At 39.5% G+C, this 12,523-nt stretch carries 13 protein-coding genes; 9 read left to right on the plus strand and 4 right to left on the minus strand.

What is annotated here, in order from left to right; genetic code table 11:
• Nucleotides 1–83: 83 nt before the first annotated feature.
• The 5 genes from puuE to B806_RS0108090 all read left to right on the plus strand — a co-directional run bounded on the left by puuE (nt 84) and on the right by B806_RS0108090 (nt 4,211).
• Nucleotides 84–1,049, plus strand: a complete 966-nt coding sequence (gene puuE / locus B806_RS0108070) for an allantoinase PuuE (RefSeq protein ID WP_017387579.1) — start codon at nt 84–86, stop codon at nt 1,047–1,049.
• Between the two features lie 99 nt (nt 1,050–1,148).
• Nucleotides 1,149–1,652, plus strand: a complete 504-nt coding sequence (gene uraD / locus B806_RS0108075; protein ID WP_014207943.1) for a 2-oxo-4-hydroxy-4-carboxy-5-ureidoimidazoline decarboxylase — start codon at nt 1,149–1,151, stop codon at nt 1,650–1,652.
• Complete coding sequence (uraH, locus tag B806_RS0108080; protein WP_005066767.1) at nt 1,649–1,972, plus strand: hydroxyisourate hydrolase; 324 nt, start codon at nt 1,649–1,651, stop codon at nt 1,970–1,972. The genes uraD and uraH overlap by 4 nt, the downstream gene beginning before the upstream one ends.
• Nucleotides 1,973–1,996: 24 nt before the next feature.
• Nucleotides 1,997–3,364: a nucleobase:cation symporter-2 family protein gene (locus B806_RS0108085; RefSeq protein ID WP_017387580.1), complete on the plus strand. Its 1,368-nt coding sequence runs from the start codon at nt 1,997–1,999 to the stop codon at nt 3,362–3,364.
• Nucleotides 3,365–3,485: 121 nt separating this feature from the next.
• Nucleotides 3,486–4,211, plus strand: a complete 726-nt coding sequence (locus B806_RS0108090) for an outer membrane protein OmpK (protein ID WP_017387581.1) — start codon at nt 3,486–3,488, stop codon at nt 4,209–4,211.
• Nucleotides 4,212–4,262: 51 nt separating this feature from the next.
• Here the strand turns inward: B806_RS0108090 and hpxO are convergent, their stop codons facing one another.
• Complete coding sequence (hpxO, locus tag B806_RS0108095; protein ID WP_017402851.1) at nt 4,263–5,420, minus strand: FAD-dependent urate hydroxylase HpxO; 1,158 nt, start codon at nt 5,418–5,420, stop codon at nt 4,263–4,265.
• Nucleotides 5,421–5,619: 199 nt separating this feature from the next.
• Between hpxO and alc the strand changes: the two genes are divergently transcribed.
• Nucleotides 5,620–6,630 (plus strand): allantoicase, encoded by a 1,011-nt coding sequence (gene alc, locus B806_RS0108100; protein WP_017387582.1) that lies wholly within the window; start codon nt 5,620–5,622, stop codon nt 6,628–6,630.
• Nucleotides 6,627–7,130: an ureidoglycolate lyase gene (locus B806_RS0108105; protein WP_017387583.1), complete on the plus strand. Its 504-nt coding sequence runs from the start codon at nt 6,627–6,629 to the stop codon at nt 7,128–7,130. The genes alc and B806_RS0108105 overlap by 4 nt, the downstream gene beginning before the upstream one ends.
• A 119-nt stretch (nt 7,131–7,249) precedes the next feature.
• Here B806_RS0108105 and parE read toward each other — a convergent pair whose 3' ends face one another.
• Together parE and B806_RS0108115 are read right to left on the minus strand one after the other, a co-directional pair.
• Entirely contained in the window at nt 7,250–9,133 is a 1,884-nt protein-coding gene (gene parE / locus B806_RS0108110) for a DNA topoisomerase IV subunit B (RefSeq protein ID WP_017387584.1), read from the minus strand.
• A 14-nt stretch (nt 9,134–9,147) separates the two neighbouring features.
• The gene (locus tag B806_RS0108115; protein WP_017387585.1) at nt 9,148–9,729 is read right to left on the minus strand and encodes a YqiA/YcfP family alpha/beta fold hydrolase; all 582 of its coding nucleotides are present in this window, start codon (nt 9,727–9,729) and stop codon (nt 9,148–9,150) included.
• Nucleotides 9,730–9,940: 211 nt separating this feature from the next.
• On the opposite strand from B806_RS0108115, the gene B806_RS0108120 reads away from it, so the two are divergent.
• A complete protein-coding gene (locus B806_RS0108120) occupies nt 9,941–11,284 on the plus strand; it encodes a hypothetical protein (RefSeq protein ID WP_017387586.1) in 1,344 nt (447 codons plus the stop codon).
• A 65-nt stretch (nt 11,285–11,349) separates the two neighbouring features.
• Here the strand turns inward: B806_RS0108120 and B806_RS0108125 are convergent, their stop codons facing one another.
• Nucleotides 11,350–11,706: a DUF5991 domain-containing protein gene (locus B806_RS0108125; RefSeq protein ID WP_017387587.1), complete on the minus strand. Its 357-nt coding sequence runs from the start codon at nt 11,704–11,706 to the stop codon at nt 11,350–11,352.
• A 138-nt stretch (nt 11,707–11,844) separates the two neighbouring features.
• On the opposite strand from B806_RS0108125, the gene B806_RS0108130 reads away from it, so the two are divergent.
• The gene (locus tag B806_RS0108130; protein WP_017402852.1) at nt 11,845–12,501 is read left to right on the plus strand and encodes a haloacid dehalogenase-like hydrolase; all 657 of its coding nucleotides are present in this window, start codon (nt 11,845–11,847) and stop codon (nt 12,499–12,501) included.
• The last annotated feature ends 22 nt before the right edge of the window (nt 12,502–12,523 follow it).

Raw genomic sequence — 12,523 nt, forward strand, 5'->3', positions numbered from 1 at the left:
ACCTTCAATATCAGTCCATCTATAAAAATATGCAAGCTGATTTTTTAAATTTTTATGAAAAATTGAACAAAAGGAGAGCAATCGTGTCCAAATCTTATCTATCTGGAGCAGAGCTTATTGAGCAAATCCAGAAGTCTCCTTATTCACGTGATTTAATCGGATATCACGGACAACCACCACAAGTTAAATGGCCTAATAATGCCAAGGTTGCTGTGCAATTTGTGCTTAATTATGAAGAAGGTGGCGAAAAACATATAGAGCATGGCGATGAGGGCTCCGAACAGTTTTTATCAGAGATTATTGGCGCTGCAAGTTACCCAGCTAAACATATGTCGATGGACTCTATGTACGAATATGGTTCACGTGCTGGTTTTTGGCGCATTCATAGTGAATTCCAAAAGCGCAAACTTCCAATGACCATTTTTGGGGTTGCAATGGCACTTGCTCGCAACCCTTATATTGTAGAAGCGATTAAGCAAGCTGATTATGATGTGGTTTCTCATGGTTACCGCTGGCTTCACTATCAAGATACCGATATTGAAGTCGAAAAACAGCATATGGAGCAGGCTTTAACTGTCTTAGAAAACCTGTTTGAAAATAAAGTGATAGGTTGGTACACCGGACGTGACAGCCCCAATACACGTCAGTTACTCGCAGAGTTTCCACAAATACAATATGACTCAGATTATTATGGTGATGACCTGCCTTTTTGGACAACGCTTACCAATGCTGATGGCGCATCACGTCCTCATCTGATTATTCCTTACACTTTAGAATGTAACGACATGAAGTTCTGTTCACCAGGCGGATTTAATAGTTCAGAACAGTTTTTTCAATATTTGAAAGATAGTTTTGATGTGTTGTATGCAGAGGGAAAAACTGCACCAAAAATGATGTCGATTGGAATGCATTGCCGCATTTTAGGGCGTCCGGGCCGTTTTAAAGCACTACAGAAATTTCTCGACTATATTCAAATGCACGATCGGGTCTGGATATGTCGTCGTCAGGAAATTGCTGAACATTGGTATAAAAATCACATAACTAAATAATTGATTTTTAATTTTCAAAATTCTTAAGCGAACCAAAACTCGCTATTGGCACTGTTATTGCTAAAACTCTATATCAAGACAACGAGTTTAGGAATAACAGTGTTTTTAGCCGAGTTTAATCAAGCCCCACCAGAACAACTCAAGACTTTGTTAAAAAACTGTGTCCACATTCAAGCATGGGCCGAAAAAATCATCTCAAATCGTCCCTATTCAACAAAAGCATCACTTTTGGAATATGCAGAACAGTTAAGTCAAATGTGGTCATGGCAAGAGATACTAGCGGCTTTAGCAACCCATCCAAAAATTGGTGAACGCCAAGCTAAAAAACAACTCAATGCAAAAGAGCAAGATTTTTCATCTAAAGAACAAGCTGGCATTTCTTTAGATGAACTAACACAACAGGCTCTGCTACAAGGCAACATGGATTATGAACAAAAGTTTGGCTTTATTTTTTTAATTAAAGCGGCAGGCCTCAGTAGCGATGAAATTTTAAAAAAGCTACATGAACGACTACAAAACGACTTAGCTATCGAAAAAACTATTGTACATGAGCAACTTGCAGCGATTGCTCTATTACGTCTATCTCAGGAAATACAAGCATGATCAGCACTCATATTTTAGATACGAATTTAGGTAAACCAGCTGCAGACGTAGAAGTGAAGTTGTTTCATGCAGCAACCCATGAGCTGATAGCGACAGCCACCACCAATCAAGATGGTCGAGTGAGTGATTTTGGAATAACAGACTTTGCAGAAGGTGCTTATCAACTTGAATTTGAAATTGCCCCTTATTTTTCATCGCAGCAAGTCAAAACTTTTTTCCCACGTGTTTGTATCCAATTTTTTATAGAAGACATCAATCAGCATTATCACATTCCATTACTGATTAGCCCATTTGCTTACTCCACTTATCGCGGTAGCTAACTCAATTATAAATAGGAGAAAAATATGAATCATCAGCAAAAAAATGCGATTTCTCCAGAGCATGAATATTTAGGAATTTCCAAAAGTTTTGCTTACGGCTTACAGCATGTGCTTACCATGTATGGTGGCATTGTAGCCCCGCCCTTGATTATTGGAACGGCAGCTGGCTTAAGCTCAGCACAAATCGGAATGCTCATTGCAGCAGCCCTATTTGTAGGTGGATTGGCAACTCTGATCCAAACCATCGGAACTAAATATCTAGGGGCAAAGTTACCTTTAGTTCAGGGTGTATCTTTTGCGGGTGTGGCCACCATGGTCGCGATTATCACTACAGGCGGTGGTTTACCTGCTGTCTACGGTGCGGTCATTGCCGCCTCTCTAATTGGACTATGCCTTGCACCATACTTTTCAAAAATTATTCGGTTTTTCCCACCTGTTGTGACGGGATGCGTCATCACGATTATTGGTCTATCTTTGTTACCCGTTGCGATTCGCTGGATGATGGGTGGCAACAACAAAGCGCCCGACTGGGGTAGCGTAGAAAATATCTCTTTGGCACTGCTGACCTTAGGCATTGTGATTGTTCTAAATATGCTGCCGCAAGCAAGCATTCGACGTTTATCAATTTTGTTGGCTATTGTGGTTGGTACTACCCTCGCCTACTTCATGGGTTTTGGTGATTTTAGTCAGGTGAGTTCAGGTGCATGGCTCCAATTTCCGCACTTATTTGCATTTGGTTTACCGACTTTCGAGCTCAGCGCTATCTTATCGATGTTGATTGTGACCTTAGTCATTATGACTGAAACCACAGCCGATATTATTGCTGTCGGAGACATTGTAGGAACTGAAGTCGATTCAAAACGTATCGCCAATGGTGTTCGTGCAGATATGTTCTCAAGTGCTTTTGCGCCTATTTTTGGTTCTTTCATGCAAAGTGCTTTTGCCCAAAATGTTGGACTGGTTGCGATTACAGGCATCAAAAGCCGCTTTGTAGTCGCAGCAGGCGGTGTAATTCTAATTATTTTAGGACTACTACCTATTATGGGTCGTTTGATTGCAGCGATTCCAATGCCCGTACTTGGTGGTGCAGGTTTGGTCTTGTTTGGATCAGTTGCAGCGAGTGGAATTCGCACTTTGGCAAAAATAGATTATAACGATCAGAAAAATTTAATTATTGTCGCAACCGCTTTATCAGCTGGGATGATCCCAATTATTAACCATGAGTTTTATGCTCATTTCCCAGTTTGGGTACAAACTTTGTTCCATTCGGGCATTAGTTCAACTTGTCTCTTTGCTATCTTGTTGAATTTATTATTTAATCATTTACCTTCATTTCGTAGCTCGCGCACCCCACATTTAAGCCAAACAATAAACACAAGAAATACTCATTAAAGATTTAGTTTTTAGCGCCCCACTTCGGTGGGCTTTTTTTTAACCGTTGATCAAATTTGGCTTCATTTTTGCTTAAGACCCTGTATCCTTAGCGTGCTTTATTTGGGGGGAGATCATTTAAATGCAATTAAAGCAACTTGCGGCGACTTGTGCCTTGTTATCTGCAACTGCCATGGTTCAGGCGAAACCAATCTGGCAAGATTTTAGTGTGACTGGACTTTATGGTGAAAACTATGAAGTTGTAGATGACAAAGAAACCACGATTACTTTGGAATATGCAGCAAAAGTTAAATACGCTGATGTGTTTTTCTTTATGGACCGCATGCGTGGTGAAAATGACCACAAGAGTACTTACTTTGAGTTATCACCACGTCTAAGTTTAGGCGAAGTGTCTAGTAAAAAACTGTCGTATGGCCCAATCAAAGATGTACTCATTAGTACTACTTGGGAAGGTAACAGTGAAGACGGCAACAACTTCGACAACTTCCTTTATGGTTTTGCAGTTGATTTAGATATCCCATATTTCCAATATGCAAATTTAAACTTCTACCGTGCAAACAATGAGAACACTGACGACGATTATCAAATGACATTCGTTTATGGTATTCCATTTAAACTCGCATCTGAAGATTTCTTGGTAGATGGTTTTCTTGACTGGTCAACTGCTGAAGGCGACCATGCGAGTGAGTTAAACTGGACAACTCAGTGGAAATGGAATGTGGGTAAACACATTTCTCCTGATACACGCCTATACCTAGGTATCGAGCACTCAGTGTGGAATAATAAATTTGGTATTAAAGGTGCCGACGAAAATAACGTTAGTGCATTGGTTAAATACCACTTCTAAAATCCAAATTTAGAAGATAAACAGCAAGGAAAATTCCTTGCTGTTTTTGTTTTAATCAAGTGGATTACCCACAATATTGCTAATAATTCCCTGCATAATATGTCCACCTTGTTCACGGCGTAATTCTTCATACCATGCTTGTGTAACAGCTTCATCTTTCATATGTGTCACATCACAACGTTTGCGTGCACGAAGTACCAATTCATTAGCACGTTCATTACGCTTGTTTTGATAACGTCGCAAAGCATCTTCTAGCCCTAAAGTGTTAATTTGCAGAGAACGCGCTAAATAAATCGCGTCTTCCATGGCTTGGCAACCGCCTTGCCCAATATCAGGTGTCGTGCTGTGTGCAGCATCACCCAAAATCACCACGCAACCTTTATAAAATTGAGTGAACGGTTCAATATCATGTATTTCTACCCGATTGGTCTTTTGCGGGTCTAAGCGTTCAATAAGCTGCTGTACGGGTTGGCACCAATCAACAAAATATTGTTTTAAAAGTTTTTTATATTCATCTCGATTATTATCTAATCCTGCTGGTAAAGGCACATCTAAAAAGAAATAGAACTTTCCATCTGCAACTGGCATTAAAGAAGCTCGCTTGCCTTCGCCCACATAAGTCGTCCATTGCTGGGCCGGAGCCAAATCTTCAGAGATCTCAACCAAGCCATTCCAGTTCACATAACCCGCATAACGGCGCTGTACTTGCTGACCTAACACATAGGTACGGGTTAGTGAGTGAGTACCATCCGCCCCAATCAATAAGTCAGCCTGCGTTGAACTACCATCTGCAAAATGCACCTCGACAGAATCGGTCTTGTCTTCAAGGCTCACCATTTTTTTGCCTAGATAAATTTGGTCTCGTCCAAACTCATCCATCAGCATATTTTGTAAATCGGCACGTGCAACTGGATAAGGTCGTTGGCCTACTTCTTCAATTAATGGTAGTAAACTGAATTGTGTCATCACATCTCCAGTTAAACCATCCACATAGGCCAAATCATCCATTTGTCCACCAAGTTTGGCGATTTTGTCAGTTAATCCCAGATAGTTCAGACATTTCACACCATTCGACCACAGCGAAATTGCCGCGCCGACAGGAAGAATTTTTTCAGTTTGCTCAAAAATGCGAACTTGGTGACCAAATTTCTTTAATGCAATGCCTGTGGTTAGACCTCCCATTCCTGCACCAATAATCACCACATTCATAACACTCTCCTATAGATATTCACCTATAGGGTGCTTATGCTAAAAACATGCCATCGTTCAAAATTTATTTAGCTTTTCCACAAAACTGGCATGCACCATGCTTATATATTTACGTGTAAAACTCGACTTGGCACGCTCCGTGTTAGCGCAGTTTTAAATGAAAAATCATGTTTTTAACAAGAAATACGGATACTCCATTATGGCAACATTGCACGCTCCAGCTTTTGAACTTCCTGAGATTTTGAATACTAAGACCAATTTGGCAGATGCCCGAATTGGTGCACAAGTCATTGAGTGTTCAGATGATTTCTTTGCAGAAGCAAAGCGTATGCTGCAATTTGATGCACCTATTTTTGTTGAAGATAAATTTGATGACAACGGCAAATGGATGGATGGATGGGAGACGCGCCGTAAACGTCACGCAGGTTATGATTGGTGTATCGTGAAGTTAGGCGTAAGTGGAAAAATCACTGCTCTTGATATTGATACCAGCTTTTTTACAGGAAATTATCCTGCATCTGCATCATTAGAAGCATGTTATGCACCAAATGGGGACCTGACAGGGGCAAAATGGGAGAATGTTTTAGGAAATACTGAACTAGGCCCGAGCCAGCATCATATTTTTATGGTCAATAATGATGCACTTTTCACTCATATACGCCTTAATATTTTCCCAGATGGCGGTATTGCCCGTTTACGTGTCTATGGTAATGTTCATATTCAGGTAACTGACAGCGAACAAACTCTCGATTTATTGGCTCTCGAAAATGGTGGCCGCGTAGTTGCTTATAGTGATGCTCATTTTGGCCATCCTCGTAATTTGATTAACCCAGGCCGTGGAGTCAACATGGGCGATGGATGGGAAACCAAACGCCGCCGTGCACCGGGTTATGACTGGTGTATTCTTGCGTTGGGCAAAAGCGGAAAAATTGAAAAGCTTGAAATTGATACGGCTCATTTTAAAGGGAACTTCCCTGCCCAAGTATCTATTCAGGCGGTTTACCTTGAAAACGCAACCGATGCACAATTAATTCCTCAAAGTATGTTCTGGTCTTACTTACTAGAAGCCCAACCGATGCAAATGGACCATATTCATGAATACGTGAATGAGATTTTACAGCATGAAAAAATCTCTCATATTCGTATTAACATGATTCCAGACGGTGGTATTAGTCGTGTTCGTTTATGGGGAAAAATTGCCAACTCATGATCATGAAGAATGTTCAAATTCAGCCTTTAACTATTGAAAACTTCCAGCCCTTCGGAGAGGTCATCTGTTGTGACGGGCATGATTTTTTTCATATTAATGATGCACACACCGAGCGCTACCATGCGCTTGTTGAAACTGAAATTGAAGGGGAAGCAAAGGCAGGAATTAGTATATTCCGAAATATTAAGGCCAGTGTGTTACCTCTGGAGATTTCAATGCTAGAGCGCCATCCGAAAGGCTCTCAAGCATTTATTCCATTACAGCAACAAAAATTTTTAATTGTTGTGGCGCCTGCTTTAGACGAAAATACTCCTGATATTTCAAAACTATGTGCTTTTGTTTCGGATGGCAAGCAAAGTATCAATTATCGGGCAGGCACATGGCATCATCCTTTGCTTACTTTTGAGGCACCAAGTGATTTTGCAGTGGTGGATCGAATTGGAGGTGGAGCGAATTGCGATGTTTTTCAATTTCCACAGGCTATAAAAATTACGACCTAAATTAAAATATACAGATCTGTCTATTTTAATTTAATATTAGAAATCGTTGTGGTGATTTCCAACAATTTAGATTTACATAAAAAATCCCCGCCAATTGAGCGGGGATTTTTTACGCCTTTTTAGACAGTGATATCAGCTAAGTTACCCTTCTGCTCAAGCCACTGCTTACGATCTGCCGAACGTTTTTTCGCAAGTAACTTGTCGAGTAAACCCGCCGTAAAATGGGCATCATCAAGATCTAATTGAACCAAACGGCGTGTATTAGGATCCATCGTGGTTTCACGTAGTTGAATCGCGTTCATCTCACCCAATCCTTTGAATCGGGTAATTTGCGGATTACGATTACCTTTAATATTTTTCAAAATAGTTTCAAGTTCATCATCATCAAGCGCGTAATGAACATCTTTACCAATGTCGATACGGAACAATGGTGGCATTGCCACATACAAATGTCCTTCTTCAACCAATGCTGGGAAGTGTTTAACGAATAAAGCACAAAGCAAAGTCGCAATGTGTAAACCGTCCGAGTCAGCATCGGCCAAAATACAGATTTTACCGTAACGGAGTTCAGATAAATCATCACTGCCCGGATCTACACCAATCGCAATGGCAATGTCGTGGACCTCTTGAGAAGCCAATACTTCATCTGAAGAAACTTCCCACGTATTTAAGATTTTTCCACGAATCGGCATGATCGCCTGAAAGTTTTTATCGCGCGCTTGCTTGGCACTACCGCCAGCAGAGTCGCCCTCGACAATAAATAACTCACTGTCTTCACGTGTTTGACCAACACAATCTGCCAACTTACCCGGCAATGCAGGGCCGGAAACAATTTTTTTACGCTCGACTTTCTTTGCTGCTTTTAAACGGCGACCTGCTTTAGAAATTGCCATTTCTGCCAACTGCATAGCAATTTCAGCATGTTGGTTGAGCCAGAGCGCGAAAGCATCTTTAGCAATATTTAAAACAATATTTGATGCTTCACGACTCGAAAGACGCTCTTTGGTTTGACCTGAAAACTGCGGTTCTTGGAACTTGAGCGACAATATATAGTTCACGCCATCCCAAACATCTTCTGCCGAAAGTTTAAGGTTTCGTGGTAGCAAATTACGCAATTCACAGAACTCGCGCAATGCTTCGGTAACCCCAGAGCGCAAACCGTTCACATGAGTACCGCCTTGTGCAGTCGGAATTAAGTTGACGTAACTTTCTTGAACCTGTTCACCACCTTCCACATTCCAACAAATCGCAAATTCACATGCCGCTCGGTCTGCCTGACCGCTGCTCACAAATGCAGGGTTTGGCAAAATTTCGCGGTCTTGCAATTCATCCATCAAATAATCGACGAGGCCATTTTCAAATTGCCATTCGATTTTTTCATCGTTAATTTGATCGATATAAGTAATTTTTAAACCAGCAGCTAAAACAGCTTTGGCTTTTAAATTGTGTTTCAGTGCTTTTAACGCAAATTTTGGACTATCAAAATATTTAGCTTCTGGCCAAAAATGTACAGTTGTACCCGTCGCGCGCTTTGGAGCTTTCCCTTCGATAACAGCTAAAGGTGCTACTGGTTCACCCTGCTCAAAGGCCATTTGGTATAGGTTACCCTGACGTTGAACTTCGACCTCAACACGTGTAGATAAAGCGTTTACAACCGAAATCCCCACACCATGTAAACCACCTGAAAACTGATAGTTATCGGTACTGAATTTACCGCCTGCGTGGAGCTTGGTCAGAATGATTTCGATACCACTTTGACCATATTCAGGGTGAATATCGACTGGCATACCACGGCCATTATCTTCAACCGACAACGAACCATCTTTATAAACCGTGACACATATTTTGTCGGCATGACCAGCTAATGCTTCATCAACAGCATTATCAATAACTTCTTGGGCTAAATGGTTAGGTCGAGTCGTATCGGTATACATCCCTGGACGACGACGAACAGGGTCTAAACCAGAAAGAACTTCAAGCGATTGAGCCGTATATTGTGTCACGTTGTACGTTTTCCTTATTTGATGGTGTGCGCAAAGAATTCGATCACTAACGGTAATTTTTCTTCAAAATCTTCCATAGCATGATTGCCATGAGCATCCGTCAAAATCAATGAGGATGGCGTTGCAGCACTATAATAGCGTTGTGCTTGACGATAATCCAAAATTTCGTCGCCTTGTTGCAATAAGACGAGTATTTTGTCGGCATTTTCAGGTTGTTTCAGTTCCAGTTGTTGTAACTGCCGTAACTGAACATGGTCAATTGACCATTGATCATTCACCACATAGGGCATACTTTCAACTTGAAATAACTCATCAAACAGTTTCCATGGTTGCATAGCAGGGTTAATCAGTACAGCTGGAACATTATATTTTGCGACAAAATATGTCGCAAAAAACCCGCCAAGGCTACTACCAACTAAAGCCACGTCTTGTAACGATTCAATAAGCGCTGAAACTTGCTCAACCACTAGATCAGGAGATCTGTTTAAATCTGGCAAATGCACATTTATGCCCAATTCGCTACAATACTGCTTAAGGCTCAGCCCTTTAATTGAAAGAGAGCTACTATTAAAGCCATGGAGGTAGATAATATTCATATATTTTCCCTCTAAATTGAGAATAAACTCACATTTTTGTTCTCAGTTTGTATATAAAAACACTATTGTCAGACAAGAAAAACCACTCAACTAACCATTCATCAGTATTTTAAAAACATGTGTTATTTAAACTACTAAGATGGAAACGTTAGCTGCCGTTGATAAAAAGTACAGCTTAAAACGTCGGTTATAACGTATATGGGGAAAAGATATGCCGAGCTTAACACCACTACATGAAACTTATTGTAAATGGGATCGTACGCCACCTAGTCAGGCAGACGTATTAGAAGGTTTAGCTCAACTGTTCAGTACCAGCTTAAATGGTGTACATGAATTAATTCAAGTTATTAATATTGAAGTATTAAAAAATGCTTTTGGTGTGAGCACACAAAATGCTAAAAACTTTCAAAAACGACCATTTGTGCAAAAGGCATATCAGTTTTCTTATGGCGCTTTACAAAAATATGGGAGTTGTTTTTTAGCGCCAAGCTTACGTCATATTATTGAAAAATATCCTACACTTCACGAAAAACCACTGACCCCAAGCCTACATTTTTTAGTCGGCATTTTGAATGGGATTTTTGGGGATTATCTACTTAAACAGCATAGCCCCCTCGCCTTACCCATGGTGCTATACGATCACTATGGTGCAATACAACAAGGCGAACTTGCAGGCCGTATTGTGATTTTGGCTCATGGTTTGTGTATGAACCATCTGACTTGGTCAAATGCACACTATGGCGGCATTGGTGAGCGCCTGTTAGCGCAGCGTGACCATAACACCATGTTGTATTTAAATTACAACACAGGTCGACGCATTTCAGCCAATGGACGCAGTTTTTCAAACTTATTAGAAGACTTGGTCCAACGTAATCCAAGAATTACCAGCATCGATATAATTGGCCATAGTATGGGCGGACTGGTTTCCCGTAGTGCCTTGTTTTATGGCAAACAAAATATGTATCAATGGATCCATATGGTCGAGAATCTAGTCTGTATTGGCTCTCCACATCATGGGGCAGTTTTAGAGCGCTTTGGCTTTACCATACAAGATAAACTTGGGGCTTTCCCTTTTGTCGGCTTACTCGGTCAACTGGTTAATATTCGGAGTAATGGTATTTTAGATCTACGCCACGGCAGCGTTCGTGATGATGATTGGGAACATATGGATGCCCGTATTGGTATGATGGATGATAACCGCGCCCCTGCTCCACTACCTTCCCATATCAACACCTTTTTAGTAGCAGGGACCTTAGAATTTGAAAAGGTGCGCAATAAAGCGTTGACCGTAATTGGCGACTACTTAGTGAGTGTAAAAAGCGCGCTAGGCGAACACCCTAACCCACGTTTTCAGCTTAAGGTTCCAGACTCACATAAAGCCGTGTTTTATGGTTTAAATCATTTTGAAATTCAGTATCACTCGAGTGTTGCCGAACAGATCACTCGCTGGTTATATCCTCATGCTAATGATTACGTTCAAGAGGGTATTCAAACTCATATTATTGATATGCCGAACTATAAGCTCGAAGATTTAGAAGGAATTGTAGAGACGTAAAAAAAAAGCCCAACTTATGTTGGGTTTTTTATAGAATCTAAAATATTTTAAAAAGAGCTCTATAACTATTGTTTATCTTTAAAAAATAAGTTGTCTTTACTATCTAAAACTTCATCAGAATAAAGATAGTATTTTCCTTTCTTAAAGATCACTTTTCCTAACTTTTCACCACTTTGAACTTTAAAGAAATATAGCTCGTTATTTTTCTCTTTCACTTTGCATATATAAGATTTATCAACCTGAAAGCCAGCAATAGAATACTCACACTTTTTGGGTGTTAGTGTTAAAATAAATTCTATCGTCGCAACATTTCCACCTGGTAGTTCTTCTGAACTATAATAATGATAAGTACCATTCCAATTATCTATATTTGCAAATGTGTTAACCGAAAAAGCCAGCAATAATAAACAAAATTTTTTCATTTAATTAATTTATAAACAATTAAGTTAAACTATTATAACCATATGATAATAAAATATTTTATTATTTTATAAATCAACCCTTAAAAATAATTTTTTGAAAATTAATTCTTATCACTATTACCAAATATAGAGAAATATATGAAAGAAATTGTTGTTTTTGACTTGGATGGGACATTACTATCGGGTGACTCTACAAAGGCATGGCTAACAGATAAATTAAAATCCAATATTTTTAGATTTATCGCTGCACTTATTGTTATGCCCATCGCTTTGCCTATTATGAAATTTAAGAAATATAAATCTAACGGTGCTTCATTGTATTTATGGATTGCAACGTATGGCTTGAACGAAGAAAAATTAGAATACAGCTTTAAGAATTTCTCTAAGAATATCAAAAACAATTCTTTCAATTCATTATATTGGTTTGAGCAAGGTATAAACGAAGTTAAAGATCATTTAGCCAATAGAAGAATTGTGTTTATTGCTACGGCTGCACCAGAAAAGTTAGCGAATGTTTTACTCGATTCTATCAATCTAGATGTACGAATTATTGGTACTCCTCTACAAAACAAACTGGGAGGATGGATAAGTGGGATACATTGCAGGTCTGAAGAAAAAGTAAGAAGATTGAATAAGCTTGATATCAAACAACCTTGGTTTGCAACATACAGTGATGATATTGAAAATGACTTACCTATTTTGATTAGTGCTAAACTGCCCTATTTAATTAACGAGGATAACAACAAAATTAAAAATATTAAAATCAAAAATTTAAAAATATTAAATCGGTTTTAAGCTTATGATATGAATATTGTTT

This window comes from Acinetobacter sp. TG2027, from assembly GCF_000302435.1.
GTDB classification, from domain to species: Bacteria; Pseudomonadota; Gammaproteobacteria; order Pseudomonadales; family Moraxellaceae; genus Acinetobacter; species Acinetobacter pittii.

Coding starts and splice junctions, on each gene's coding strand:
- B806_RS0108125 (WP_017387587.1), bottom strand. CDS start 11,706: ATGAAAAAATTTTGTTTATTATTGCTGGCTTTTTCGGTTAACACATTT.
- B806_RS0108090 (WP_017387581.1), top strand. CDS start 3,486: ATGCAATTAAAGCAACTTGCGGCGACTTGTGCCTTGTTATCTGCAACT.
- uraH (WP_005066767.1), top strand. CDS start 1,649: ATGATCAGCACTCATATTTTAGATACGAATTTAGGTAAACCAGCTGCA.
- B806_RS0108085 (WP_017387580.1), top strand. CDS start 1,997: ATGAATCATCAGCAAAAAAATGCGATTTCTCCAGAGCATGAATATTTA.
- alc (WP_017387582.1), top strand. CDS start 5,620: ATGGCAACATTGCACGCTCCAGCTTTTGAACTTCCTGAGATTTTGAAT.
- hpxO (WP_017402851.1), bottom strand. CDS start 5,420: ATGAATGTGGTGATTATTGGTGCAGGAATGGGAGGTCTAACCACAGGC.
- B806_RS0108105 (WP_017387583.1), top strand. CDS start 6,627: ATGATCATGAAGAATGTTCAAATTCAGCCTTTAACTATTGAAAACTTC.
- B806_RS0108120 (WP_017387586.1), top strand. CDS start 9,941: ATGCCGAGCTTAACACCACTACATGAAACTTATTGTAAATGGGATCGT.
- B806_RS0108115 (WP_017387585.1), bottom strand. CDS start 9,729: ATGAATATTATCTACCTCCATGGCTTTAATAGTAGCTCTCTTTCAATT.
- B806_RS0108130 (WP_017402852.1), top strand. CDS start 11,845: ATGAAAGAAATTGTTGTTTTTGACTTGGATGGGACATTACTATCGGGT.